This is a genomic window from Roseateles sp. AC306 (assembly GCF_979253795.1).
In genome coordinates, this window is sequence record NZ_CEEDEB010000023.1 from 22998 (window position 1) to 47299 (window position 24302).

Consider the following 24302-nt stretch of genomic DNA (forward strand, 5'->3'; position numbering starts at 1 on the left):
GCGCTACCGTTCGCCCCACTCAAAGTTACGGAGCGTTTATGCCCAACCTGTCCTTCGTCTCGCCCACGCGCAACAGCCCGTGGGGGACGTATCTGTCCCAGATCGACGCGGTCGAGCCCTATCTGGGCCATCTGGCCCGCTGGGTTGAGACGCTGCGCCGGCCGAAGCGCGCGCTGATCGTGGACATCCCCATCGAGATGGACAACGGCAGCATCGCCCACTTCGAGGGATACCGCGTGCAGCACAGCCTGACGCGCGGCCCCGGCAAGGGCGGCGTGCGCTACCACCCGGACGTGACGCTGGAAGAAGTGATGGCCCTGTCGGCCTGGATGACGATCAAGAACGCCGCCGTCAACCTGCCCTACGGCGGCGCCAAGGGCGGCATCCGCGTCGACCCCAAGGCGCTCAGCCTGAAGGAACTGGAGAAGATGACCCGTCGCTACACCAGCGAGATCGGCATCATCATCGGCCCGCAGCAGGACATCCCGGCACCGGACGTGAACACCAACGGCCAGATCATGGCCTGGATGATGGACACGTACTCGATGAACACCGGCTCGACGGCGACCGGCGTGGTCACCGGCAAGCCGGTCGAGCTGGGTGGCTCGCTGGGTCGGGTGGCCGCCACGGGCCGCGGTGTCTTCGTCGTCGGGCGTGAAGCGATGCGCCGCCTGAACCAGCCGCTGGACGGCGCCCGCATCGCGGTGCAGGGCTTCGGCAACGTCGGCTCCATCGCCGCCAAGCTGTTTGCGGCCAACGGCGCCAAGGTCGTCTGCGTGCAGGACCACACCGGCACCATCCTGAACGAGAACGGCTTCGACATGGCCAACCTGCTGGAGCATGTGGCCACCTACAAGGGGGTGGCCGGCTTCGCCGGCGCGGACAAGATCGCCGACGAGAACTTCTGGGACGTGCCCAGCGACGTGCTGATCCCGGCCGCGCTGGAAGGCCAGATCACCGCCGAGCGCGCCCAGCGCATCAAGACCCGCCTCGTGCTGGAAGGCGCCAACGGCCCGACCACGCCCGACGGCGAGGCGGTGCTGGCCGACCGCGGCATCGTCGTCGTGCCCGACGTGATTGCCAACGCCGGCGGCGTGACGGTGTCCTACTTCGAGTGGGTGCAGGACTTCTCGTCCTTCTTCTGGACCGAGGACGAGATCAATGTCCGCCTCGACAAGATCATGATCGGCGCCTTCAAGAACATCTGGGAAACCAGCGAGCTGCACAAGATCACGCTGCGCACCGCCGCCTTCACGGTGGCCTGCACGCGGGTGCTCCAGGCGCGTGAGGAGCGGGGCCTCTACCCCTGAGCCAGGGCGGCAATGAAAAGGGCCGGCTCGCGCCGGCCCCTTGTCTCACATCAGTGAGACCTTACAGGCAGCAAAGCAGCTGCTGAAGGCAACAGGCGATGTCGCCGCAGCAGGCCTGCGCCGCGAAGGCAGCGGCGGAGCCGCCGAGCAGGACGGCGGCCGCAGCGGCCTTGATGAGTCTGGATTTCACGGGATTCCTTTCGATGGTTGATGAATGCTTGAAGGCAGTCGTCAGCTAATCGGGGGGAATCCACGGCCCATGCAAAGGGCCGACGTCGAACGAGGCCGGTGGCGCGCCACCATGTGCTGCATCCATGGCCGGCACGACGGGCTGGTCAGTCAGCGGCGCCGGCTGCGGCGCGGCGCACGCCTGGCAACTGGCATTCGCGCAATGCGCCATGCCCTCGCAGCCATGCAGGCAGCAATCGCTGTAGCCGGCCGACACGCTCGCAACCGCCTGCCCGACGAAGGTCAGGCATCCGAACAGCACCAGAACCATGGCGAGCAGCTTGCGCATGCCGCGATGGTAGTCGCGGCCATGACCACCTGATCCGCTGAAGGACAATCGAAGGGACGGGTCCTGGGCATGAACATGTAGGTACGTCGTATCAAATTCGTTCGCACCTATGGACATCCCTTCCTGCGCGGACAAAGCTCCTGCGCTCTTCAGCGCCACCCATGACTCCTGACTCGACTGCGTTTCCCGCCGCTGGCCTCGACCGCCGCCAGCTGCTGCAAGGCCTGGCAGCGTCGGCCATGCTGCCCGCCGGGCTGGCGGCGCAGGCGGCGCCCGACCCGCTCATCGTCGGCGGCCTGCCGGTCACCTGCAACCTGACACTGCCCATCGCCTGCTCCGCGCGCATGGCGTCGAACAAAGCGTCGGGCAGCAAGGCCTTCGAGTTCGAGTACAGCAAGTACAACGGCTGGCCCGAGATCAAGGAATCGCTGATGACAGGCCGCATCCAGGCGGCCTACATGCTGGCGCCGCTGGTCATGGACCTGGCGGACAAGAAGATTCCCGTCAAGATCGTCTCGCTGGGCCACCGCTCGGGCGCCGTCATCATGGTGCGCACCGACTCCACCTTCAAGAAGTTCAAGGACCTGACGGGCAAGCGCATCGCCATCCCCAGCCGCTTCGCCGTGGACTTTTTGTTCCTGCGCAAGATGCTGGCCCAGGAGGGCATGACGCCCAAGGACATCCAGATCATCGAGATGCCGCCGCCCGACATGCCGGCGGCGCTGTTCGCCAAGGCCGTGGACGGCTACTGCACCGGCGAGCCCTTCGGCGCCGCCGCACAGCGCGCCGGTTACGCCCGGCCGCTGCGCATGACGCGCGACGAGTGGCGCAACTACATCTGCTGCGTGCTGACCGTGCGCGAGGAACTCATCAAGACGAACCGGCCGCTGGTGCAGAACCTGGTGGACCATGTGCAGGGCGCCGGCAACTGGCTGGACCAGCAGGCCGCCAACCGCGAGAAGGCCATCCAGATCGCCGCGGGCCGCAAGTTCTTCAACCAGGACCCGAACATCCTGCGCTTCGTGATGGAGAACCCGACCGACCGCGTGACGTATGGCGACCTGCGCATGATCCGCAGCGAGTTCGACGAGCTGATGCAGCTGTCCATCGAGGCCGGCACGCTGAAGCAACCCGTGGCCTACGAGAAGTACGTGGACGACAGCTTCGTCAAGGCGGCCAAGGCCGCGTCCATCGCCATATGAAGCGCCGGGCGTTGTTGCTGGCCACACTGCCGTTGATGGCACAGGCCGCGCCCCGCCTGAAGGCCGGCGTCTTCGAGCCCGCGCAGGCAGCGCCCGAGTTCTCGCTCAAGGGCAGCGACGGCGCAGCGCTGAATCTGGCGCGCTTCAAGGGCAAGCTGGTGCTGCTGGTGTTCGGCTTCACGAACTGCCCCGAGGTCTGCCCGACGACGCTGGCCACACTGGCGCAGGCGCGCAAGCAACTGGGCTCGGATGCCGCTGACGTGCAGGTCGTCTACGTGACGGTGGACCCGGCGCGCGATGACGTGGCCCGCATCCGCCAGTACCTCGCCGCCTTCGACCCGACCTTCATCGGCGGCACCGAGTCCGAGGCCATGCTGGCCGCGATGCGCAAGCGCTATGGCGTTATCGCCGAGAAAATTCCGCAAGCCAACGCGTACGGCATGAACCACTCCACGTCGGTCTGGCTGATCGACCGCGCCGGCAAGCTGCGGGCCATGATGCCCTACGGCCACGACGCCAAGGACTTCGTGCACGACCTCAAGCTGCTGGCCGCCAAGTGAAACCCTGGCTCCGGCTTCTGCCCCTGGTTCTGGTGGCGCCGCTCTCCTGGCTCGGCTGGGCTGCGTTCGCACCACTGCAACTGCCCTCGCGCGACGAGCTGTTCGAGATCCCGCCCGGCACCTACGCCCGTCGCATGGCCGGTGACAAGGTCGAGATCCTGCCCGACCGCATCGACCTGACGCTGGGCCTGAACGACGTGTTGCTGCTGCGCAACCTCGACGAGGTGCCGCAGCAGTTCGGGCCCGTGCTCATCATGCCGGGGCAGAGTTTTCGCCTGCCTTTCGAGGTCGCCTCGACCTACAGCTTCGCGTGCAGCGCGCACGCCAGCGGGCAGATGGCCGTGGTCGTCGCGCCCACGCCCGAAGCCGGCTGGCAGCGCCTGCAATGGCGCTGGCAGCACCGCAACAGAGCCCCAACAAAAACGGAGACCCCTTCTTGAACTCGCCAACCTCGAGACTCGCCCGCGTGCTGCCGCCGCTGGCAGTCATCGCCGTCGTGATCGCCCTCTGGTGGTGGGTCGTTGCAAGCAGCGAGAGCCCCATCTTCCCGACGCCCTGGGCCGTCGTCACCGGCACGCTGGAGCTGGCCGAGGACGGCACGCTGTGGGAGCACATCGGCTCGTCGCTGTTCCGCGTCGGCGTGGGCTTCGGCCTGGCCATGCTGGTGGGCATTCCGCTGGGCCTCTGGATGGGCTGGGTGGGCGGCGCCTACCGCACCTTCAACCCGATCTTCCAGATGCTGCGGCCCATCTCGCCCATCGCCTGGATCCCGCTGGCCATCCTGTGGTTCGGCGTCGGCGACATCTCGCCCATCTTCCTGATCTTCATCTCGTCGGTGTTCCCGCTCATCGTGCAGACGACCTCGGGCGTGCACACCATCGACCGGCGCTACCTGCGCGCCGCCGCCAACTTCGGCGTGTCGCGCGGCGTCATGTTCCGCCGCGTCGTCATCCCCGCCGTGCTGCCGGAAATCATCATCGGCATGCGCATCGGCATCGGCGTGGCCTGGCTGGTGGTCGTGGCGGCCGAGATGATCGCGCTGCGCTCGGGCCTGGGCTATCTCATCATGGACTCGCGCAACGCCGGCAACCGCTACGACCTCGTCATCGCCAGCATGATCCTCATCGGCGTCATCGGCCTGCTGCTGGACGGCGCGACCCGCCTGCTCGAAAAACTCAAGACCGTGCGGTGGCGCTATGTCCGATAACAAGAAGATTGCCGTCAACGGCCTGACCAAAAGCTTCAAGGCCGCCAAAGGCAAGCCGTTGCCGGTCATCGACGGCATTGACTTCGAGGTCGCCGAAGGCGAGTTCGTCGCCATCGTCGGGCCCTCGGGCTGTGGCAAGTCGACGCTGATGAACATCCTGGCCGGCTTCGAGAGGCCCGACGGCGGCAGCGTCCTCATTGACGGCCAGGCGCTGACGCAGCCAAGCCCCAACGGCATCGTCATCTCGCAATACGGCTCGGTCTTCCCCTGGCTGACCGTGCAGCAGAACTTGATGTTCGGCCTGACTGGCCAGGAACACGGTGCCGATGCCGAGCGCGCCAAGCTCGCCGATCACTACGCCGCCATGGTCGGCCTCAAGGGCTTCGAGGGCGCCTACCCGCACGAGCTGTCGGGCGGCATGCTCAAGCGCGTGGAGCTGGCGCGGGCCTTCATCGTCAAGCCCGAGATCCTGTATCTGGACGAACCCTTCTCGGCGCTGGACGCGCTGATGAACCTGCGCATGCGCAACGAGCTGCTGCGCATCCTGGCCGAGGAGAAGCACACCGTGCTGCTCATCACCCACGACGTCGACGAGGCCCTCTACATGGCGGACCGCATCCTCGTGCTGTCCCCACGGCCGACGCGCATCCAGGCCCGCTTCGAGCTCGACATGCCGCACCCGCGCCGCCTCATCAGCCCCGAGATGGACGCGCTTCGCGAAGCCATCCTGAAGGAGCTGGGCCTGGAGATGCCGGTCTAGCCTTTGAGCACGGCGCCGGCGCTGTCCAGCACGCGCAGCGTGACGGGGATGGCCGGCGCCACGCTCTGCGTCACGGTGCAGTAGTCCTCGAAGGTGTCCAGCACCCGCTGGATGTGGCCCAGTTCGGCAGCCGGCCTGCCCAGGTGCAGGTCTACGGCCAGGCCCTGCACGCGGTTGCGGCCGCGCTCGTTCTTGCCGACCGTGGCCTTGACCTCGGTGCGCAGCGGCGACGGATCGTCCTTGTACTTCTGGCAGGCGAACCACAGCGAGGCGCTGAGGCAGTTACCCACGGCGGAAGCCAGCAGCTCGACCGGGTCGGGGCCCAGGCCGGTGCCTAAGGGCGCGGGCTCGTCCGACAACAACGCCGGAATCTCCGGCGCGTAGTGATGTTCGAACTGGTAGCCCTGACGCTGGATCAGGGTGACGCTGGGGTTGTCCATGAAGCCTTCTCGATGGGTAGTTGGGGCTTGATAACAAAGTTTCGAATTCGCGGTCAAAGTGTGGAACACGGCCGGCCCTTTGTGCCTAGCCTTGCTGTCAAAGTTTCGAGTTGTGCCACCTCAGTCCCCGGTAGCAGCACGTCACGGCAGCTTTGCAGGCGGCAAAACAGTCTGGCAGCCACTCACTGCGGCTTTCCGCGATGCTCGGAAGGCTGAATGCGTGCTTCGATTCTCAGGTGCTCAATGCCGGCGAGAAGTTCCAGCAGGCCTACACCGTGTCGGAGGCCGGCAAGGTTGAAGGTCGCGCAGCGGTGGCCGCGGGCGAGGTCGTCCGGTATGGCGGTTTAACAACACGTCCGAGCTTCCGAAACGATCAGCCGATTTTGCGGAAAACGCTCGAAAACGCACAAAAGGGCCCAAAAACCGTCTAGACCAGGGTTGACCCGAATCACCCGACTAGCGTGCTCCCGGGGTATTGGCAGCGAACTTCGCACGGGCGCTCGTAAAATGACCCCGTCATATCCTGCTTTCCCCACCGGCTTTTTTGTCCCCCTGTCGATGTCTTATCTTTGGAGTCCAAACACCGCGACGCAACGCGGAAAGTAAAACGCCCCGGTGTAGGAGCCGGGGCGTTTTTGGCGTTGGTTAGGGCTCGCGCCACCCACCACCAGTTCGGTCAGAACAGCGTGAGTTTAGTTGCTCGACGTGGTGCTGGGACAAGAGTTGCCCTTGCTTTCTCAGGGTAATGCCATGCATTTTTGCACCTTCCCCAGGAGCGTTCACGTCCGCAAGTACGCTCGATTCCGGTTCGGCCGTGTCGAGAGCGTCTGCGAACACTGCCGGTCACTCCCCGGCCAATTCACTCTCTTCGACTGATCTGCAGTCCCCCAAAGCCTCAGCCTCATCCGCTGGGGCTTTTTGCGTCTGGGTCGAGGCTTTCCACATGCTGGACGACGTGATCGCGAAGGTCTTCGGCGACGCCATCGACTTCCTGCGCCGGCACATTCCGGCGACCAATAGGCAGGCTAAGGAGATAACGATGCGGGTGCGCTGCGCCGCAACCTCGCCCACATGGAAGCCAGCAACGACTTGCGAAATTTCGCAAGTTCGCAAGTTGAGCAATTCGTGCCAAGGCTGGCACGGTGACAAAGTATCGAACTCGCTGGCAAGGTGAGCTATCCGGCGCGGCAGAGGAGTCGTTTGCCTCCGGGTGTCCGTAGGCCGTCGGTTCAACGGCCAACCTCAGCGGTCGGCCAGTGCCGCTTCCAGCCGCGCCAGGATCTGCGACCACCCTCTGCGCGCCCGGTCGGCGTAGTCCTTCCACTCCGGCTGCATCTGCGTCGTGAGATGCAGCGTGCAGCCGCCATCGCTTTCCGGCGTGATGTCGATGGTGACGATGTCGAAACTGGGGGATGCGGCCGGGATGCCGAAGGTGAAAACGAGCTGCTTCGGCCGGTCGATGACGAGGTATTCGCCGGTGTGCTCCACGTCGCCGTCGGCGCGGCGGTCGGTCATCACGAACTTGCCGCCGACGCGCGGGTCGATGTCGCAGCGGACCATCTCGCCCGTCTCCGTGGAGAAGAGGAAACGGGCCGCGCGTCGCACGTCGATCCAGGCGTCGAACACCACCTCGGGCGGTTGGCGGAAGCGGTGCTGCACGTGGATGGAGAGGGGTTCTTCGGGCTTCATGGGCGGAGTCCTTTCGTTAGCGGGAATTAAGCTGGCTCCTCTTCGTCGAGCATTGCCTGCAGGCGCTGCAGGCGCTCCGTCCAGAAGCGTTGGCGGGATTGCAACCAGTCCGAGGCCTCCGCCAGTCGATGCGGCTCCAGGCGCAGCACATGCTCGCGACCGGCGCGCTGGCGTGTGACCAGGCCGGCGCGTTCGAGGATGCGGATGTGCTTTGACACGGAGTTGAGCGAGATCTCGAAGGGCGCTGCCAGCTCGGTGACACGCGCTTCGCTGGAGGACAACCGCGTCAAGATGGCGCGACGGGTTTCGTCGGCCAGGGCGACGAACACGTTGTCGAGTTGCTCAATGGTCAATGCCGACGTCATTCACCCATTTTGGTTAATGTCGAGGCGCATGTCAAACACCTGACGCGCGCCAGTGGCGACGTAAGCGCGCAGTGCACTACCTTGCCGCGGAAGGCTGGTTCACGACGTCCTTGAACTCAAGCCGCAGATCGCCGTCTTGCCGACGCCGCCCGCTGTTCAGTCTTCGCCAATTTGTCACCGCTTCAGCTCGCATGCGGTGACATATTTGATATCGCCAACGATGATCTGGCCATCGTGCCTCGACGCCTTATTGCATGAACTACCAAGAATCCGCCCGCCCGCATCGACGCGTGGCCGCCCTGGTCACGGCGGGTCTGGTGGTCGCGGGGGTGGTCCTGACGCCACTGGCTCAGAACCCGCTGCCCGCAGTGCCGAGCTACATGCTGGCCTTCGGCTTCGCGATGATCATCACCAACCTGCTGCTGGCCGGCTTGATGTTCAGCCGCGGGGTCAGCGAGCGAAGCAGCAGTTCGGTCGCGCTGGGCACCGCCTACTGGTTTGTCGCCGTCCTGTTCGTGCCCCTCATCGCCGCGTTCCCAGACGCCGTCCTGCCTGGCGGCTCGTTGATCGGCACCAAGGTCAGCGCCGTCTGGTTGTGGTCGTTCTGGCACGTCGGCTTTGGCGCGCTGGTGCTGCGCTATGCGCTCGCCGCCAGAAAGCGCGAACGCGCCGCACAACAGGAGGCGTCGCCGCTGTCTGCCCAGGACGTTTCGCGCCTGCTCGGCATCGAAGTGCTGCTGTGCTGCCTGGCTGTAGGCGCGCTTGCCTGGTTGAGCACGGCGGGCCTGTCGTGGCTGCCCACCATCTTCATGGGGCCACAGGGCCTGTTCGGTGGGCTGGGCATCCTCTCGCCGGCGTTGAGCCTGTTCGTCGACGCGACGTGCGTCGTGGTGCTGGCGCGCCTCAAGCGTCCGAGCAACGAGCAGATCTGGCTGTGTGTCGGCATGGTGGCCGCGTGCTTCGACGTCTGGCTGACCTATCACGGCACCGCCCGCTTTTCGGTGGGGTGGTACGTCGCCAAGCTCGGCAGCCTGTTCACGACCCTGATCGTGCTGGTTTCTCTGTTTGTCGAATTGGCAGCGCTCTACCGGCGTACGGCAGACATGAACCTCGTGCTGGACCAGCACGCCAATGTGGATGGTCTCACCGGCCTGGCCAACCGCCGTCGCTTCGACCAGGCGCTGGCGAATGAATGCGCCCGAGCCGGGCGGGCTGCTCATCCCGTCTCCCTGCTGCTGATCGACGTCGATTTCTTCAAGCGCTACAACGACCGCTACGGTCACATGGCGGGGGACGATTGCCTGCGCCTGGTGGCAGAAGCCATGGAGTCATCGATACGCCGGCCGACCGACCTCGCGGCCCGCTACGGTGGTGAAGAGTTCGCGGTGATCTTGCCGATGACGGCGCTCGAGGGCGCCTTGCTGATGGCCGAACACATCCGCGAGAGCGTGGTGAGGCTGGCCGTCGCCCATGCAGACTCTACGTGTGGCCACATCACGGTCAGCATCGGCGCGGCCGCAATGATGGCCACCCGGGCAGATCAGGGGCCCGACCTGATTGCTGCGGCGGACCGCGCGCTCTACCAGGCAAAGGCGCAGGGGCGCAACAGGACTTGTGAGGCAGTGGCAGCAGCCTGAGCCTGTACGGCAGCCTTCACGTTTTGCCTGGAACTGCACACCTAAACTTCCTAGAGCCTCTGACGCTGACCTTGGTGGCCGAGGCGATGGAACGCGGTTTGCTACAAAGCCCACCACCTGCTGCAAGGCGCCCAAGATGTTGGCCAACTCAACGCTCCACGATCCTGGCCGGCTCGAACTCCTGCGAGCCTTGGATCTGCTGCGGCCCCATGTCGACCTTTCGTTCGACCGCGTCACGGCGCTGGCGGCGACGACGATGGGCCGACCGACCGCCTTGATCACCTTTCTGGGTCCGGATGGCCAGTGGGTCGCGTCGCGATACGGGTGGGACCAACCGTTCCACCCCTTGTCGGAGTCGTTCTGCATCCACACGCTCATCGACGACCGCTTCGTCGAAGTCTGTGACGCAGGGACCGATCCAAGGTTTCAACAGAACGCGTTGGTCACCGGCCGCGCGGCCGTTCGTTTCTATGCCGGCTACCCGCTCAAGCTCGGCGGTCATGTGCTCGGGGCGTTGTGCGTCCTCGACCAGATTTGCGGGCGCCTGTCCGAGCCCGAACTGCTGACACTGGAACGCCTCGCTGGCCTGGTATGCGATCTTCTGAAGCTGCGCCTTGATCGCGCACGGGCAGAACAGGCGCGCGAAAAGGCGGCGGCGCTGCTCGAAGCGATGAGAGCGTCGGACACGCCTCCAAGGCGGCATCCATAGCGCTGGAGACCGGCGAGGTCTCAGCGCAGGTCGTCGGTCTCGAAGTAGATCCCGGTCACGCCACGGGCCTTGAAGGCACGCTGGACGGCGGCGTCGGGCCGGGTCAGTCCCTGCAGAGGGACATCGACCTCGCCCCGCACCCCAGGCCCGTCCAGACGGACGATGTGATCAAAGTCCGGTCGGCGGTCAATGGTCTTGAAGGCGAACCATTCGTCACCCCGGCCGATCAGCCGGTAGCGCCCCGTCGCGGCCTCTCTCTGCGCGGGCTCGAGGCGCCGGAACAGCAGCACCTCGTCGATGACGACGCGCTGCTCGCCGGCCTGCGGCCTGCCGCCGCGCTCGAAATGCCCCTCGAAGAAGCGCGCCTTGAACTCGCGCAGCGGCTGGGCATGGCCTGGTGACAGCCGCAGCAGATCAAAGGGTTCCGGGTCGAAGGTCCACAGCTTGGGCTCACGTGCCAGCGTCTCGCGCAACGCCTTGTCCGCTGTCGTGTCGGCAAGGTGAAAGCGCAGCAGGATCTGGCTGTCATGCGGCGTGTGGAACATCGGCAGGTGCGAGGCATACAAACCCGTGCGGGCACCGAACACTGCCATGCCATGGCCGCCCATGGCGGTCTCGGCACGGGCTGCGACCGGCAGGCCGGTGGCCAAGGCAAGCAGGACGTGGCGGCGGGAACTCATGGCCGCCATTCTGGAACGCCGATTGCCATCACGCCGCTGCGGGGTTGCCCTGTCATCGGCCGCAGCACGCGCCGCGTTGGCGGCTGCAACGTCCCCAAGGGGCACAAACCGCCCGGCACCACCGACGACGGAATAATCCCCCCATGCCACGTTCTCGAATCTTCCTGATCCTGCCGATGCTGCTCGGCGCGCTGCTGGCCGGCTGCGGCGGCATGGCCGCCTCCGAAAAGGGGAGCAAGGTCTACCAGCGCGAGAGCTTTGCCGCCGAGGAGACCTTCTCGCGCCTGTTCGACGCCAATGTCGACGCCACCTGCGAGGCCGCCCGGCGCGCGCTGCTCAGCCAGGGCTATGTCATCAGTCGCGCCGAGACCGGCGTCGTGCGCGGCAGCAAGCACTTCCAGCCCGGCGGCGAGATGCATGTGGAGATCGCCTTCAACGTCGTCTGCGTCGGCGACGGCCCCAAGCAACAGGTCGCCACCGCCTATGTCAGCGCCCAGCAGGACCGCTATGCGCTGAAGAAGAGCAACCAGGCCGCGAGCCTCGGCGTCAGCGCCCTCGGCTCGATCTCCGTGCCGCTGTCTTCCTCGGAAGACTCCCTGGTCAAGGTGGCCTCAGAGACGATTCCCGCCGGGGAGTTCTATGACCGCTTCTTCACGCTGATGCAACGCATGCTGCGCGAGAACACTTCCACCGAGCGCTGAAGCGCCGCCTGGCCCATGCCGCGCCGGCAGCGCCGTGATCACCACCACGTCTACGTCGTGCTGTTGGCGGAGCAGGTGTGGAACGAGCCGGCCTTCCGCCAGGCGAACCCGCAGCACGACATCGTCAAGCCCTGCCTCTATGTGGGCATGACGGGGCTGGACCCCGACCTGCGCTTTGACCGCCACATGGCCGGCGTGCAGGCCAATCGCTTCGTGTTGAAGTACGGCGTGCGGCTGATGCCCGAGCTGTATGAGTTCTACAACCCCATGCCCTACGAAGCGGCGCGCGACATGGAGGTGGAACTCGCCATCGCTCTGCGCGAGCAGGGCTATGGCGTGTGGCAGGCCTAGCCTACTTCTCCAGCGACGCCAGCAGCTCGGGCAGCTGTTTGCTGTCGCGCGCCTGCCGGGTCAGCGGCGTCGGCTCGTTGCCCCAGGTCGACTTGATGGTCGCGGCAGCAGCGCGCTGCTCAGGCGTCAACGCCGCTTCCACGGCCTTGATGCGTTCCTCCAGCTCCGCGCTGGACTGGGGCGCGCGCTCCTTGAGCAGTTGCATCAGGGCCAGGCCCTTGACCTTGTCGGGCGACGCGTCCGCCGCGTAGTGCCACGCGAGCAGAGCGGTTGACGACACTTCGCCCTGCCGGGACGCCCGATCAAACCAGACCAGCGCCTGGCCGAGGTCGCCGCCCTTGCCGTAGTGCGCGCCGACGCCCTGCTGCGCCAGGTCGTAGCCCGCCTCTGCGGCGCGCAGCTTGTATTTCAGGGCCAGGTCCTGGTCGACCGGCACCACACCGCTGAATTGACCCGCGTAGTAACAGCCCACCTTGAAGGCCGCCAGCTCGTTGCCGGCCTCGGCGGCCTGCAGGAAGTACTTGAACGCGGCCTTGTTGTCTCGCGCCGTGCCGATGCCGTTGTTCAGGAACATGCCGAGGTGGTAGGCCACCTCGGCGTTGCCAGCGGGCGCAAGCGCGGTCAGGCGTTTGAACAGGCCCTGAGGCGTTCCATCCGCCGCCTGCGCCAGGGCGCCGCTGACGCAGAGAGCGGCTGCAAGAACAAGGTTTCGCGTGAAGTACCGAGCGGCCATGGGCGGTCCGGAAGTTGGGGAGGGGCCCAGCATAACCACCCATCTGATCGACCGTTCCCGCAGTGATGGACCGGTCGGCCCCGGCTTGTGGCAGGCTTGCAGCCATGAACCGCCTTCAAGCCGAGCTGCACCGCCTGTACCAACCGTCCGCGCATGGCGACCTGCGTGCGCTGCTTCTGGAGCTGGCCCGGCCGGCCGACTGGGACGCGCTGGGCGCCGTCTGGCGCGGTGTGCAGGCCGATCTGCAGCTGCCCGCGCCCGGCATCGCCGTGTCGGGCACGGACGGCCTGCAGCTGTGGTTCTCGCTGCAGCAGCCCGTCAGCGCGGCCCAGGCGGCGGGCTTCCTGGTGCGGTTGCAGGCGCGCTACCTGGCCGGCATCGCGCCGGCGCGGCTGCGCCTGCTGCCCGTGCCCCAGGCGCCGCAGGTGCCCGAACAGGACACTGCAACGGGCAACTGGTCCGCCTTCGTCGCGCCCGACCTGGCGCCGGTGTTTGCCGACACGCCCTGGCTTGACATCCCGCCCGGCGTGGAAGGCCAGGCGGACCTGCTGGCCAAGCTGAAGAGCATCAAGCCGGCCGCGTTCGACGCGGCGATGCAGGCGTTGGCGCCTGCCCAAGCCGTTGCAACGGCCGCCGACGAGGCCGCCGGCATCGACCCGCGGCGCTTCCTGCAGGAGGTGTTGAACGACGAGTCCGTCGACCTGGCGCTGCGCATCGAGGCCGCCAAAGCACTGCTGCGCCGCCAATGAAGATGCTGCGCGAGCCCTCGCCACGGCTGCGCCGCTGGCTGACCTTCGCCTTCGCGATGTTCGCGCTGAGCGGCTTTGCAGCGCTGGCCGGCGAGATGCGCGAGTTGGACACCGCCCGCTGGGACACCGCTGCGCTGCACCTCGCTCAGCAGTGGCGCGCCACTCATCCGCTGGTGGAGGCCGTCATGCGCGAGCTGAGCAGCCTGGGCAGCACGCCGGTGATGACGCTGTTCACGCTGCTCACCGCCGGTTATCTGTGCACAGCGGGCCGGCCGGCGCGGGCCGTCGCTGTGAGCTTGGCCATGGTCTCAGCGGCGCTGGCAGTCACGGGGCTGAAGATGAGCTTCGGCCGTGCACGACCTGACCCCGCCTTCGCCGCCCTGGTGCAGGAGGGCCTGAGCTTCCCGAGCGGGCACGCGAGCATGTCCGCCGTGTTCTACCTGACCGTGGGCGTGCTGCTGGCGCAGCGGCAGGAGGGGCTGCGCGTGCGGGCCTTCCTGATCGGCATCGCGGTTTTCATGACCCTGCTGATCGGCGTGACCCGCGTGATGCTGGGCGTGCACTGGGCCAGCGACGTGCTCGCCGGCTGGGCTTTCGGCGCGGGCTGGGCGGCGCTGTGGTTCTGGATCGCGTCGCACCTGCGGGACGCGCGGGTCGCGCGGGTCGCGCGGGCAGGCGCAGCTCAGGGCTGAGCGGCAATCAGCCGGGCCTTGTCCCGCACCATCCCGCCAGAGACTCCCTGTTCCAGCAGCGACTTCAGGTCGCAAAGCACGATCACGAAGCCTTCGGTCGCACCGAGCGCGTCCGCCAGCATCTCCGAGTGAGCAATGGTGGGCATGGCAACTCCTTGTCTGGGCGAAGCGACGATGAATTCTGGTCCCACATCGTTACCGCAACCGTTCACTCGCGCAGCGGGTTCTCCGGGCCCGCGTACCGGTCGTACGTTGCCGCCTCCTCGCGGGTGGGGCGTTCGAAACGGTGGCCGATCTTCAACAGGATTTCATGAACGAGGATTTCGGCGTGCGGTCCGCCGCGCTCGCGGATCCGGCGTTCCAGCACAGCGGGTTCGGCGTCGACGAAATGGAGTTCCGCGGCCGCTCCCTGGCGTCTCGCCACGTCTCGGATGGTGTCGCGCTCCTTGCGCGACCAGGTCGCGAACTCGACGATGACCGACACGCCGGCTTGAAGCAGCTGCGCCGCGTGCTGCAGCAAGTAGGGCTCGAAACGAAACCGTGGCGGGTAGTCGACGAGACTGATGCCCAGGGCCTCGAGCCACTCGTCGGTGCACAGCCGAATCGCCCGGGTGTTGCGGCTGGCGATGGCCTTGGCGCGCGTCGTCTTGCCGGCGCCGGGGAGGCCGCAAACGAGATACAGGCGTGGCGTTGTCGTGCAAGGGGCGTCCATGGCCGCCATTCTGGCGGCGCCCGCTTCAAGGCGGCTCTCACTCAACTCGCCAACCGCTTGGCCCGCTCCAGCAGCAGGGCCCGCTGCACCTCGTTGTCCGTCAGCTCCGCCGCGCGCAGATAGGCGTCGCGGGCCGCGCCGACATGGCCCAGGCGCTCCAGCATGTCGGCCTGCGCGCCGGCCAGCCAGGGGTAGCGCTTGAGCTGCGGCTCGGCGGCCAGCGCGTCCAGCAGCGGCAGCGCCACGGCGGGACCCTGGGCGAAGCTGACAGCCACCGCGCGGTTCAACGCGATGACGGGCGAGGGGTTCAGCGCCAGCAGGCGGTCGTAGCCGGCCACGATGGCGGCCCAGTCGGTGTCCTCGGCGCGCGCGGCGCGGGCATGGCAGGCGGCGATGGCCGCTTGCAGCGTGTAGGGGCCCGCATCGCCGAACGACAGCGCGCGCTCCAGCGCCACCAGGCCGCGGCGGATCAGCAGCGTGTCCCAGCGGCGGCGGTCCTGGTCGGGCAGCAGCACGGGGCGGCCTTGCGCGTCCAGCCGCGCGGGCAGGCGCGAGGCCTGGATCTCGAGCAGGGCGGCGAGGCCGTGCACTTCCGAATCGGCCGGCAACAGATGCTGCAGCTGGCGCACCAGGCGCAGCGCTTCGTCGCACAGGGCCGGGCGCAGCAGGCTGGCGCCGCTGCCGGCGCTGTGGCCCTCGTTGAAGATCAGGTAGACGACGGCGAGCACGGCGCCCAGGCGCTGCTCGCGTTCCGCCGGCCCGGGCAGCTCGTAGGCCTGGCCGTTGAGCGCCTTCTTGGCACGCACGATGCGCTGGGCCACGGTCGCCTCGGGCTGCAGAAAGGCGCGGGCGATCTCGGCCGTCTCCAGCCCGCCCAGCAGGCGCAGCGTCAGCGCCACCTGGGCCTCGCGCGGCAGCACCGGGTGGCAGGCGATGAAGATCAGGCGCAGCAGCTCGTCGCCGATCTCGGCCTGGTCGCGCGCGGCGTCGAGGTGGTCGGTGAAGTCGGGCACGACGTGGGTGCCGGCGGCTTCGTCGTCAGCGGCCAGGTGCTCATGCTCGCGCTCCAGCATCGCGCGGCGGCGCAGGCGGTCCAGGGCCTTGTTGCGGGTGGCGGTCATCAGCCAGGCAGCGGGGTTGGCGGGCTGGCCGTCACGCGGCCAGTGCTCGATGGCGGCGATGAGGGCGTCCTGGGCGCAGTCCTCGGCTTCGTCGAGGTCGCGCAGCAGCTTGGCCGCCGCGCCCACGAGGCGGCTGCGCTCAATGCGCCAGACGCCGGCAGCAATGTCGGCATGGCTCACGGCGTCAGCGACCTTCGTAGGCCTTCTGAAGCGCGGCGAGGTCGATCTTTTCCATTTGCCAGATCGCCTCGAACACCCGCTGCACGCGCGCGCCATCGGGGTCGCGGATCATGTCGAACCAGGCCGCCGGGATGATCTGCCAGGACAGGCCCCAGGCGTCCTCCACCCAGCCGCAGGCCTTGGGCTTGCCGCCGCCGGCCTGCAGCTGCTCCCAGAGGTGGTCGATCTCGGCCTGGTCTTCACAGGCGACCATCAACGAGAAGGCCTCGGTGAGCTTGAGGTGCGGCCCACCGTTGAAGGCCGTCATCTGCTGGCCGAGCAGTTCGAACTGCACCACCATCACCGTGCCGGCCTCGCCGGGCGCGTTCTCGCCCCAGCGCTGCGTGTGGATGACACGGCCCTTGTCGGCGCCGAACACCTTCAGGTAGTGCGCCACCGCGTCTTCGGCACCGCTCTGGTACCAGACGAAGGGCGTGAGCTTTTGCTGGATGTGCATGGTGATCTCCTGCTCAGGCTTGCGGTGGCATGCCAGTCATGTGGACCAGCTCCCAGTGATGCCCGTCCAGGTCCTCGAAACCATGGCCATACATGAAGCCATGATCCTGCGCTTCGCTCGGAATGTTGCCGCCGGCAGCCCTGGCCTTGGCCACGAGGGCGTCGACTTCCTCGCGGCTCTCGCAGCTCAGGCACACCCAGCCGGTGGTCGCGGTCTTGGCGTCCGGGAAGGCCTTGGGGGTGAAGGTGCGGGCGAAGTCCTCGCTCAGCAGCATGGCGTAGAGGTTTTCGCCCAGCTCCATGCCGGCGCCCTTGTCGTTGGTGAATTGCGGATTGAAGGTGTAGCCGACGGCCTCGAAGAAAGCCTTGCTGGCGGCCAGGTCCTTGACGGGGAGGTTGACGTAGATCTGCTTGTGCATGGTCTTGCTCACAAAGGTTGAACGAGGTGGATGAGGTTGCCGCAGCCGTCCTCGAACATGACGGCCTTGATGGGGCCCATGTCGACCGGCTCACCGCGCACGGTAACGCCACGGTCGCGCAGCTTCTGCGCCTCGGCGTCGACGTCGGTGGTGACGAAGGCATTGATGGGCATGCCGGCGTCGTACAAGGCCTTCTGGTAGACCCTGGACGCCTCCATGTTCATCGGGTCCAGCGACAGCTCGACGCCGTCAATGCCTTCGGGCGACACGACCGTGAGCCAGCGGTAGGTGGGGCCCATCTGGATGTCGGCCATCTTGGTGAAGCCCAGCTTCTCCGTGTAGAAGGCCAGCGCCTTTTCCTGGTTGTCGACCATGACGCTCGTGACTTTGATCTGCATGACGATTCCTTTCAGTGGGTGGATTCAGCGAGCGTCTTCAGGCGCTGCAGGGCGTTGGGCCAGAGGCCGCCCATCATGTCGGCAAAGCCGTCGTCCCAGCCGCTCAGGTGGATGACGAGGTGGGTGCCGCCGCTGGCCGTGGCGCTGAATTCGTAGATCTCGCGCGCCGGGTTGCTGGCGATGCTGCTGCCCGGCCTGGGGCGGCCCTCGGCAAGTTCGCCCACCAGCTTCAGCGCCAGGCGCTCGTGCAGCCGGTTCTCCTCGACGATGGCGTCCATGCCGTTGCCGTCGGGGTCGAGGAAGCGCATGCGGCTGCCCTGGGCCCATGTGCCTTCGTAGTACGAGCCTTCGCAGAAGGCGCGGGTCCACTCGCGGTAGGCGATGGCGTCGAGCATGCAGTCCCACACCCGGGCCACCGGCGCGGCGATGTCGATGTTGAAGCGCAGATCCTTCATGACCGTGCCTCCGCCAGCTGGCGCAGGTTCTGCAGGCCGTCCTCGAAATCGCTGCCCACCATCTTGTCCATGTCGATGAACACGCCCATCAGCTTGCTGATGAAATTGGCGGGCCCGGCCATGCTCCAGCGCACCTCGGTGGCGCCATCGGCCGTGGGCTGAAGCGCGAACTCGGCCTGGTTGTGCGCCTCGAAGGGCTTCACGAAGTCGAGGTTCATGCGCACCGCGCGGCCGGGCTGCTGGCTGGTGATCTCCATGCTGCCCGTGCCGACCTTGTCGCTCTCCCAGGCGTAGCGCGAGCCAATGCCGCTGGGCGCGCCGTCGTAGCGGGTCTTGATCAGCGGGTCCTTGCGCTCATAGGGGTTCCAGCGGTTGAAGCTGCGCAGCTCGCTGACGAGGGGCCAGACCTTGTCAGCCGGTGCGGCGATGCGCAGGCGGCGCTCGACGCGGAACTCGTCGGGCCGCGTCGACGCATAGGCCAGCAAGGCGACAAGGGCGACACCCAGGCAGATCAGGATGATGGACAGGTTGTTCATGTCGCTCACCTCACTCGCTGCGGATGGCCATGTCGCCGCCGGGGGCGAAGTCGGCGTCCTCGTACAGGCGCCGCACCTCGATCTCACAGCTCATGCCGACGAAGGGCATCGGGAAGCGGCTGGCCCAGGCCCGCGCCTCCTCCTCGTCGCGCACCTGGATCAGCGTGTAGCCGGCGATGAGTTCCTTGGCCTCGGCAAAGGGGCCGTCGATGACCTCGCGCCGGCCATCGGCGCTGTAGCGCTGCCGCCAGCCATCGCGGCTGGGGCGCAGGCCAGCGCCGTCCAGCAGCACGCCGGCTGCGGCCATCTGCTGGTGGAAGCTGCCCATCTCCTCGAACAGCTTGAGGTACTCGGGGCCGGGCGGCTCGCCGCGCTCGCTGACGGCGGTGGCGCGGACTTGGATCATGAATCGCATGGCGGGTCTCTCCTGGGTTGGCAGGCGGCTCGTTTCGCTGCCTTCATCCCCACGACGATCCATTCAAGCCGGTTTCGACAGACCTCGGGAAACTACCCAAATTTCGATGTTGGGGGGTTAGGGCCGAGCGCCGGGCACGCCCGCGTTCAGCGCGGCGAGACCGGACGAGGGCTCACATGTAGCAGGGGCCGATACCCCGCACCTCCACGGTGGCCCATTCCGCCGCCGGGCAGCGCTCGGCCCAGGCCAGGGCGACGGCCTCGTCCTCGGTGCCGAGCAGAAAGTAGCCGCCCACCATCTCCTTGGCCTCGGCGAAGGGGCCGTCCCAGACCTGGGCGCCGCCGTCGCGCCTGGCCACGCGCTTGGCCGCCGAGCCCAGGGAGTTGACCCCCAGCAGCAGGCCCTCGGCCTCCAGCGTGGCGGCAAAGTCCAGCATGCGCTGGTAGACGACCTCGCCGGCGGGGCGGCCACGTTCGGCGCGCTGGCCGAGGGGTTCAAGGATGAGCAGCATCTGGGGCATGGCTTGTCCGCAGTGGTTGTAGGCAATGGCCGCGATTCTGGCCTTGCTCGCATCCTGGATGTGACAGTTGCCTCACAGCCCCGATACGGCGCACAGTTGGGGCCTTAGCGGCCAGTGCAAACATAAGGTCGCAACTCAGCGGAGGCGGAGATGGACGACATGACCCATGTCGCGATACTGCTCGTGAAGGCGACGCCCGAACTGCCCATCGTCGGCACGGCTGCCGGCCGGGCCAAGGTGCTGGGCTACGACCCGCTGGCCTTGAACGGCGTGCCGCTGTCGCTGCTGTGCCCGCCGCGCCAGCCCGATGGCCGGCCCTCGGCCGAGACGCTGGACGGCGTGCTCGCGCAGGTGCAGCAGGTCGGCGCGCTGAGCCTGCCCTGGAGCTTCCAGACCCGCAACGGCGAAACCCGCCCCCACGAACTGCACCTGACGCTGACCGAACGCGACGGCGAGCCGCAGATCGCCGTCTGCATGGTGGATGTGAGCCGCATGCAGTTCGCCGAGGTGCTCAACCAGGCCAAGAACGAACTGCTCGAGATGGTGGCCACGGGCCAGGCGCTGACACCGGTGCTGAGCCGACTGACGGCCCTGATCGAGTCGCAGTTCGACGGCTTGTACTGCACCGTGCTGCTGCTGGACCTGGACGGCCACCATGTGCGCGTGGGCGCCGGGCCGCGCATGCCGGCGGCGTACATGCAGGCGCTGGAGGGCGCGCCCATCGGCCCGACGGCCGGCTCCTGCGGCACCGCCATGTTCGACGACCGCCTCGTCATCGTCGACAACATCGCCACCCACCCGCTATGGGCGCAGTACCGCGACCTGGCGCTGCCCCATGGCTTCAAGGCTTGCTGGTCGGCGCCCATTCATGGGCCTGATCAAGGCGTCATCGGCAGTTTCGCGATGTATTACCGCGAGGTGCGCCGGCCCACCGCTGACGAACTCAGCGCGCTGAACACCGCCAGCCATCTCGCCGGCATCGCCATCGACCAGGACCGCCGCACCGAGGAACGCCGCCGCGCCGCGCGATGGCTGGAAGAACAGGTGCAAGCCCGCACGCGCGAGCTGCTGGCCGCGCAGGACGAGCTCGTCAACAGCCGCAAGCTCGCGGCGCTGGGCCAACTGCTGGCCGGCATCGCCCACGAGATGAACACGCCGCTCGGCACAGCCCTGCTCAGCGCCACGGCGCTGCACGCCGGCAGCGAGATCCTGGCCGAGCGCATGGCCGAAGGCCCGCCGCTGAAGCGTCAGGAGCTCGCGGACTGGATCGCGCAGACGCGCACGGGCAGCGAGCTCGTCGAGCAGAACGTGGCCCGCGCGCTGCGCCTGGTCAGCCGCTTCAGGCAGCTCACCGAAGGCAGCGGCCGCGCCGCGCGTGCGCGTTTCGACCTGCGCGAGGCCGTGCAGCTGGCCTGGGCGCGCGTGCGGACCCACCTCGACGTCGAGCATGTGCAATTGGTCTGCGAGCTGCCCGACGGCTTCCTGCTCGACGGCTACCCCGAGGTGCTGCAGCAGGTGCTGGAGCAACTGCTGGAGAACGCCTGCGTGCACGCCTTCCACGATGGCCGCGGGGGCGTGATCCGCATCGGCGCGCGCCGCAGCGCCGGCACGGATGCCGGGCGGCTGACGCTGGAGGTGCGCGACAACGGCGTGGGCATGCCGGCGGCCGACGTGGCCCGCGCCTTCGAGCCCTTCTTCACGACCACCTTCGGCCAGGGCGGCAGCGGCCTGGGCCTGTTCGTGGCGCACAGCCTCGTCAGCGGCATGCTGGGCGGCAGCCTGCAGCTGGACAGCCAGCCGGGCGAAGGCACGACCGTCCGGCTGGAGCTGCCGCTGCAGAGCGACGCCGCACTGGCCTTGGCAGCCTAGCGCCGGATCGGCGAGCCGCCGCGCCACGCGGGGTCGGACCATCGCTGGAAGGCGCCCAGCAGCGTCGGCTCAGCCGACTGCCGCTCCACGGCCAGGCCGGCCAGCGTGACGACCTCGAAGCTGCGGCGGTACTTGCCTTCGGCGCGGAACTCGCGCGCTACCAGCATCTGCGTGCCGCCCGGCACCCAGCCGGCGAACTCGGCCACGCCCAGGCCAGGCTGAGCAGGCGCAGGGGGCATGACGTCGATGCGCCAGCCTTGCTTGTCCTTGATGAACAGCCACAGCTCGCGCCAGCCATCCAGCGGCTGCACGGCCAGGGCCAGCGCGCGGCCCTCGCGGTTCAGCGAGGCCGAGGCCAGCGCCACCTGGCCGTAACTGCAGCGGCGTGCGGCCAGCTTGTTGCCCTCTTTCAGTTCCACACAGCGCTCGCCATCGGCGCCGGGCTGCAACGAAAGCTGCATGGCGCCGAAGTCGCGCGCCACGCCGCTGGTGCCCAGCCAGCGCGCCGCGTTCACGCGCATGGCGGCGTCGTTGTAGGCGGCTTGGTCATCCTCCGTCAGCTCGGTCGGGGCGATGCCGGCGAACTCGGCCAGCGCCTGCGGCTGTGCAGTCTCGCCGCGGCGGATCTGCGCAAAGGCCAGGCTGGCGGCGACAGATGCGCGGCGCATCAGCAGGCGGTTCTTCCAGTGCGGTGCCAGCGTGGCCCCGTCCACCTGGGCCAGCACCTGCTGGCGCCATTGGTCGCGCGCCTCCTGCTCACGCACGGTGGCGCGCGGGTTCAGGCAGTCCGGGCGTGTCAGTGCCAGCGCGGCGCGCACGCGCTGCTCGGGCGTGGCGGCCGTGGCCAACAGGCGGCGGAAGGCATCACCGTCGTAGCAGACCTGCACGCGGCCCTCCTCGGCATCGATCTGCTCGAACTTGAGGCCGTAACGCGCGGCCACGTCCATCTGCGCGGCGAGCTGGCCTTCGCCGAGCTTGGCATCGCGCAGCGAGGCGCGGTCGGCGATGCGCTCGGCAAACGTGGCCATGGCGTCCAGCGCCTCGGCGCCGCCGGGGCCGGCAAACTCGGCCGGCGTGGCGGCCTGCACGTAGGCGGCGGCCAGACCCAGGCCGAGGCCTTCGGTGCCGAACTGCTGGCGCGTCAACCGGAGCTGGGCCAGCAGTTCGGCGCTGGCGCCGTCACCACGCGGCACCAGCAAGACCTGGCTCTTGCGCAGCCAGCCACCGCGCTCGCGGCGGTAGTCCCACACCTGCCAGTGGTCACCGCGCTCGGCCCGGATTTCCAGCGCCTCGCCACGACCCATCTGGGCCTGCAGCGAGCCACTGTCTCGCGGCGCACCGCGCAGCGGCGAGTCTTGCGAGACCAGACCGGCGCGCGGGAATGGAGGGAGGTCGGCGGCCTCGGCCTTGGTGATGACCACGGCGGCAACTGCTGCCGCGACAACGATCAGCGCAAAACGGCGCATGGCGGCTTACTCCTGCTCCGGGTTGGTGGCGGCAGGCGCGGCCTTGGGCGCTGCCACGCCGGCCAGCAGCGCGCTGCCGATGAAGCCGCCCGAGCCGGGCGGGGCGATGATGACCTGCACCTTGTCCGAGAGCTTGTCGGCCATGGCCTTCTGCACCAGCAGCGGGTGGCGGGTCAGCAGCTCGCCCTCGGTCGCCATCTGGCCGGCATTGGCCTTGCCCGTCTGCGTGATGCGGTAGGCCTCGGCGTCGGCCAGCTTCTGGCGCGCGGCGGCTTCGGCATCGATCTCGATGCGGCGAGCCTTGGCGGCACCTTCAGCCTGCTGCACGCGCGCGGCGCTGTCGGCCTGGGCTTCCAGCGCGCGTTGCTCGATCTGCTTCTGCTTGAAGGGCAGCACATGCTTCATGGCCTCCTCCTGCGCGCGGGCCGCGATGATCTGCTCGCGCCCGGCAGCTTCGGCGGCGGTCTCGCGGCGCACCTTGTCGGCGGCGGCCTCGAACTCGGTCTGCTTGACCTTCTTGTCCGCGATCTCCAGCGTGTAGCGCATGCGCTCGCTGGCCAGGCTGTCGGCCAGCAGGCGGTCCATGCCCTGGCGGTAGTCGGGCGGCAGGTCCACCGAGCCGATCTGCACGCCCTTGAGCAGGATGCCGTCGGCCGCCAGCCGGGCACGCAGCTCGGCCTCCAGCGCGGTGGCGATCTCGGCACGCTGGCTGGAAAAGATTTCACGCACGGTGTGGCGGGCGATCTGCTTGTAGACGACGGCCTGCACGGCCGGCGCGATGACATCGGCCTCGATGTCGTCCGGCAGCTTGCGCGACAGCTCGGCCAGGCGGGTGGTGTCCACCGTCCAGCGCACGGTCATGTCCAGGCCCAGCGACAGGCCCTCGACCGACTGCAGCGGCGCCGGGCCGGTCGCCTTGGCGATGGCTGCGGGGCGATAGCTCTGGTCGCGCAGCGGGAAGAAGCGCACCTCGTGCAGGGCGGGGAGGGTCAGGAAGCTGCCCTCGCGGAACTCGCTGCTGCCGCCGCTGAACTGGTTGGTCCGCAGGGCGGCCTGGCCGTGGGGGACGGCTTGCAGCGGCGGGTGGGTGACGAGGGCATAGCCGGCGGCGGTGACGGCCGTCAGCATGAGCAGCGGGGGGAGGGCGCGGCGCAGCGAGCGGGCGGCGTGGACGTCAACGTCGTCGGCAGCGCGGCGGAAGGCGTTGCGCAGGGAAGCAGCGAGGGTCTCGAGGCGTTGCAGCATGGTGGGCTCCTTGGAGCGGTCTTGCATCGGCTTGATGCATGGAGGCCATGGTTGCGATTGCTGCGGGAAGGGACGAGAGGGAGATGGGGTGGGTGTCTTCCGTGTTGGCGGAAGGAATCTTCCGCGGGGGCTCGCTGCGGTGGTCCTTTTGGCTAGGCCCAGCCGGGGG

34 protein-coding genes are annotated in these 24302 nt (G+C 67.9%); 15 read left to right on the top strand and 19 right to left on the bottom strand.

The features are described 5' to 3' along the window. Positions 1-38 precede the first annotated feature (38 nt). A complete protein-coding gene (locus tag AC0IZJ_RS26670; protein WP_471855003.1) occupies positions 39-1310 on the top strand; it encodes a Glu/Leu/Phe/Val family dehydrogenase in 1272 nt (423 codons plus the stop codon). 61 nt (positions 1311-1371) lie between these two features. Here the strand turns inward: AC0IZJ_RS26670 and AC0IZJ_RS26675 are convergent, their stop codons facing one another. Beyond that, a complete protein-coding gene (locus AC0IZJ_RS26675; protein ID WP_471855005.1) occupies positions 1372-1500 on the bottom strand; it encodes a hypothetical protein in 129 nt (42 codons plus the stop codon). 45 nt (positions 1501-1545) lie between these two features. Next, positions 1546-1827, bottom strand: a complete 282-nt coding sequence (locus tag AC0IZJ_RS26680; RefSeq protein ID WP_471855007.1) for a hypothetical protein — start codon at positions 1825-1827, stop codon at positions 1546-1548. Between the two features lie 161 nt (positions 1828-1988). On the opposite strand from AC0IZJ_RS26680, the gene AC0IZJ_RS26685 reads away from it, so the two are divergent. Genes AC0IZJ_RS26685 through AC0IZJ_RS26705 form a run of 5 tightly spaced genes read left to right on the top strand, consistent with a single transcriptional unit; the run spans position 1989 to position 5556 of the window. After that, positions 1989-3029, top strand: a complete 1041-nt coding sequence (locus tag AC0IZJ_RS26685) for an ABC transporter substrate-binding protein (RefSeq protein ID WP_471855009.1) — start codon at positions 1989-1991, stop codon at positions 3027-3029. Then, positions 3026-3589 carry an SCO family protein gene (locus AC0IZJ_RS26690; RefSeq protein ID WP_471855010.1) on the top strand — a complete coding sequence of 188 codons (564 nt, stop codon included), beginning with the start codon at positions 3026-3028 and terminating at the stop codon, positions 3587-3589. Before AC0IZJ_RS26685 ends, AC0IZJ_RS26690 begins: the two co-directional genes overlap by 4 nt. Further along, a complete protein-coding gene (locus tag AC0IZJ_RS26695; RefSeq protein WP_471855011.1) occupies positions 3586-4029 on the top strand; it encodes a cupredoxin domain-containing protein in 444 nt (147 codons plus the stop codon). The genes AC0IZJ_RS26690 and AC0IZJ_RS26695 overlap by 4 nt, the downstream gene beginning before the upstream one ends. Then, a complete protein-coding gene (locus tag AC0IZJ_RS26700; protein WP_471855012.1) occupies positions 4026-4796 on the top strand; it encodes an ABC transporter permease in 771 nt (256 codons plus the stop codon). The genes AC0IZJ_RS26695 and AC0IZJ_RS26700 overlap by 4 nt, the downstream gene beginning before the upstream one ends. Then, the gene (locus AC0IZJ_RS26705; RefSeq protein ID WP_471855014.1) at positions 4786-5556 is read left to right on the top strand and encodes an ABC transporter ATP-binding protein; all 771 of its coding nucleotides are present in this window, start codon (positions 4786-4788) and stop codon (positions 5554-5556) included. The genes AC0IZJ_RS26700 and AC0IZJ_RS26705 overlap by 11 nt, the downstream gene beginning before the upstream one ends. Here the strand turns inward: AC0IZJ_RS26705 and AC0IZJ_RS26710 are convergent. Then, entirely contained in the window at positions 5553-5996 is a 444-nt protein-coding gene (locus AC0IZJ_RS26710; RefSeq protein WP_471855016.1) for an OsmC family protein, read from the bottom strand. The two genes, AC0IZJ_RS26705 and AC0IZJ_RS26710, sit on opposite strands and share 4 nt — an antisense overlap. 200 nt (positions 5997-6196) lie before the next feature. On the opposite strand from AC0IZJ_RS26710, the gene AC0IZJ_RS26715 reads away from it, so the two are divergent. Both AC0IZJ_RS26715 and AC0IZJ_RS26720 read left to right on the top strand, forming a co-directional pair. Beyond that, on the top strand, positions 6197-6427 hold the full coding sequence (locus tag AC0IZJ_RS26715) for a hypothetical protein (protein ID WP_471855017.1): 231 nt from the start codon (positions 6197-6199) through the stop codon (positions 6425-6427). A 512-nt stretch (positions 6428-6939) separates the two neighbouring features. After that, positions 6940-7170 (top strand): hypothetical protein, encoded by a 231-nt coding sequence (locus tag AC0IZJ_RS26720; RefSeq protein WP_471855019.1) that lies wholly within the window; start codon positions 6940-6942, stop codon positions 7168-7170. A 68-nt stretch (positions 7171-7238) separates the two neighbouring features. Here the strand turns inward: AC0IZJ_RS26720 and AC0IZJ_RS26725 are convergent, their stop codons facing one another. Both AC0IZJ_RS26725 and AC0IZJ_RS26730 read right to left on the bottom strand, forming a co-directional pair. After that, positions 7239-7685 carry an SRPBCC family protein gene (locus tag AC0IZJ_RS26725; protein ID WP_471855021.1) on the bottom strand — a complete coding sequence of 149 codons (447 nt, stop codon included), beginning with the start codon at positions 7683-7685 and terminating at the stop codon, positions 7239-7241. A 26-nt stretch (positions 7686-7711) separates the two neighbouring features. Then, a complete protein-coding gene (locus AC0IZJ_RS26730; protein ID WP_471855023.1) occupies positions 7712-8050 on the bottom strand; it encodes an ArsR/SmtB family transcription factor in 339 nt (112 codons plus the stop codon). 254 nt (positions 8051-8304) lie between these two features. On the opposite strand from AC0IZJ_RS26730, the gene AC0IZJ_RS26735 reads away from it, so the two are divergent. Further along, positions 8305-9687, top strand: a complete 1383-nt coding sequence (locus AC0IZJ_RS26735; protein ID WP_471855024.1) for a GGDEF domain-containing protein — start codon at positions 8305-8307, stop codon at positions 9685-9687. A 136-nt stretch (positions 9688-9823) separates the two neighbouring features. Next, positions 9824-10396, top strand: a complete 573-nt coding sequence (locus AC0IZJ_RS26740) for a GAF domain-containing protein (protein ID WP_471855026.1) — start codon at positions 9824-9826, stop codon at positions 10394-10396. Positions 10397-10416: 20 nt separating this feature from the next. Here the strand turns inward: AC0IZJ_RS26740 and AC0IZJ_RS26745 are convergent, their stop codons facing one another. Continuing rightward, positions 10417-11076 carry a hypothetical protein gene (locus AC0IZJ_RS26745; RefSeq protein ID WP_471855027.1) on the bottom strand — a complete coding sequence of 220 codons (660 nt, stop codon included), beginning with the start codon at positions 11074-11076 and terminating at the stop codon, positions 10417-10419. Between the two features lie 143 nt (positions 11077-11219). Between AC0IZJ_RS26745 and AC0IZJ_RS26750 the strand changes: the two genes are divergently transcribed. Then, complete coding sequence (locus tag AC0IZJ_RS26750) at positions 11220-11777, top strand: DUF2242 domain-containing protein (protein WP_471855029.1); 558 nt, start codon at positions 11220-11222, stop codon at positions 11775-11777. Positions 11778-11792: 15 nt separating this feature from the next. Beyond that, the gene (locus tag AC0IZJ_RS26755) at positions 11793-12128 is read left to right on the top strand and encodes a hypothetical protein (protein WP_471855031.1); all 336 of its coding nucleotides are present in this window, start codon (positions 11793-11795) and stop codon (positions 12126-12128) included. A 1-nt stretch (position 12129) separates the two neighbouring features. On the opposite strand, the gene AC0IZJ_RS26760 is transcribed toward AC0IZJ_RS26755, so the two are convergent. Next, complete coding sequence (locus tag AC0IZJ_RS26760) at positions 12130-12861, bottom strand: tetratricopeptide repeat protein (protein WP_471855033.1); 732 nt, start codon at positions 12859-12861, stop codon at positions 12130-12132. Between the two features lie 104 nt (positions 12862-12965). Here AC0IZJ_RS26760 and AC0IZJ_RS26765 point away from each other — a divergent pair, with 104 nt between their 5' ends. Next, on the top strand, positions 12966-13610 hold the full coding sequence (locus AC0IZJ_RS26765; protein ID WP_471855035.1) for a hypothetical protein: 645 nt from the start codon (positions 12966-12968) through the stop codon (positions 13608-13610). Next, positions 13607-14302 carry a phosphatase PAP2 family protein gene (locus AC0IZJ_RS26770; protein ID WP_471855037.1) on the top strand — a complete coding sequence of 232 codons (696 nt, stop codon included), beginning with the start codon at positions 13607-13609 and terminating at the stop codon, positions 14300-14302. Before AC0IZJ_RS26765 ends, AC0IZJ_RS26770 begins: the two co-directional genes overlap by 4 nt. Here AC0IZJ_RS26770 and AC0IZJ_RS26775 read toward each other — a convergent pair. The 10 genes from AC0IZJ_RS26775 to AC0IZJ_RS26820 all read right to left on the bottom strand — a co-directional run bounded on the left by AC0IZJ_RS26775 (position 14293) and on the right by AC0IZJ_RS26820 (position 19553). Beyond that, on the bottom strand, positions 14293-14448 hold the full coding sequence (locus tag AC0IZJ_RS26775; protein ID WP_471855039.1) for a hypothetical protein: 156 nt from the start codon (positions 14446-14448) through the stop codon (positions 14293-14295). The two genes, AC0IZJ_RS26770 and AC0IZJ_RS26775, sit on opposite strands and share 10 nt — an antisense overlap. 62 nt (positions 14449-14510) lie before the next feature. Beyond that, positions 14511-15014 carry a P-loop nucleotide/nucleoside kinase family protein gene (locus AC0IZJ_RS26780; RefSeq protein ID WP_471855041.1) on the bottom strand — a complete coding sequence of 168 codons (504 nt, stop codon included), beginning with the start codon at positions 15012-15014 and terminating at the stop codon, positions 14511-14513. 41 nt (positions 15015-15055) lie between these two features. Then, positions 15056-16315 carry an RNA polymerase sigma factor gene (locus AC0IZJ_RS26785; RefSeq protein WP_471855043.1) on the bottom strand — a complete coding sequence of 420 codons (1260 nt, stop codon included), beginning with the start codon at positions 16313-16315 and terminating at the stop codon, positions 15056-15058. Positions 16316-16319: 4 nt separating this feature from the next. Continuing rightward, positions 16320-16811, bottom strand: a complete 492-nt coding sequence (locus tag AC0IZJ_RS26790; protein WP_471855045.1) for a VOC family protein — start codon at positions 16809-16811, stop codon at positions 16320-16322. 13 nt (positions 16812-16824) lie between these two features. After that, positions 16825-17229, bottom strand: coding sequence for a VOC family protein (locus AC0IZJ_RS26795; RefSeq protein ID WP_471855047.1), 405 nt, complete (start codon positions 17227-17229; stop codon positions 16825-16827). Positions 17230-17237: 8 nt separating this feature from the next. Next, entirely contained in the window at positions 17238-17627 is a 390-nt protein-coding gene (locus AC0IZJ_RS26800; protein ID WP_471855049.1) for a VOC family protein, read from the bottom strand. An 11-nt stretch (positions 17628-17638) separates the two neighbouring features. After that, a complete protein-coding gene (locus AC0IZJ_RS26805; RefSeq protein WP_471855051.1) occupies positions 17639-18082 on the bottom strand; it encodes an SRPBCC family protein in 444 nt (147 codons plus the stop codon). Beyond that, a complete protein-coding gene (locus AC0IZJ_RS26810) occupies positions 18079-18618 on the bottom strand; it encodes an SRPBCC family protein (protein WP_471855053.1) in 540 nt (179 codons plus the stop codon). Before AC0IZJ_RS26810 ends, AC0IZJ_RS26805 begins: the two co-directional genes overlap by 4 nt. Positions 18619-18628: 10 nt before the next feature. Continuing rightward, the gene (locus AC0IZJ_RS26815; protein WP_471855055.1) at positions 18629-19033 is read right to left on the bottom strand and encodes a YciI family protein; all 405 of its coding nucleotides are present in this window, start codon (positions 19031-19033) and stop codon (positions 18629-18631) included. Positions 19034-19205: 172 nt separating this feature from the next. Then, the gene (locus AC0IZJ_RS26820; protein ID WP_471855057.1) at positions 19206-19553 is read right to left on the bottom strand and encodes a YciI family protein; all 348 of its coding nucleotides are present in this window, start codon (positions 19551-19553) and stop codon (positions 19206-19208) included. 150 nt (positions 19554-19703) lie between these two features. Here AC0IZJ_RS26820 and AC0IZJ_RS26825 point away from each other — a divergent pair, with 150 nt between their 5' ends. Continuing rightward, positions 19704-21422 (top strand): ATP-binding protein, encoded by a 1719-nt coding sequence (locus AC0IZJ_RS26825; protein WP_471855058.1) that lies wholly within the window; start codon positions 19704-19706, stop codon positions 21420-21422. On the opposite strand, the gene AC0IZJ_RS26830 is transcribed toward AC0IZJ_RS26825, so the two are convergent. Next, positions 21419-22888, bottom strand: a complete 1470-nt coding sequence (locus AC0IZJ_RS26830) for a hypothetical protein (RefSeq protein ID WP_471855060.1) — start codon at positions 22886-22888, stop codon at positions 21419-21421. The genes AC0IZJ_RS26825 and AC0IZJ_RS26830 overlap by 4 nt on opposite strands. A gap of 6 nt (positions 22889-22894) precedes the next feature. Further along, positions 22895-24133, bottom strand: a complete 1239-nt coding sequence (locus AC0IZJ_RS26835) for an SPFH domain-containing protein (RefSeq protein WP_471855061.1) — start codon at positions 24131-24133, stop codon at positions 22895-22897. Positions 24134-24302 lie beyond the last annotated feature (169 nt).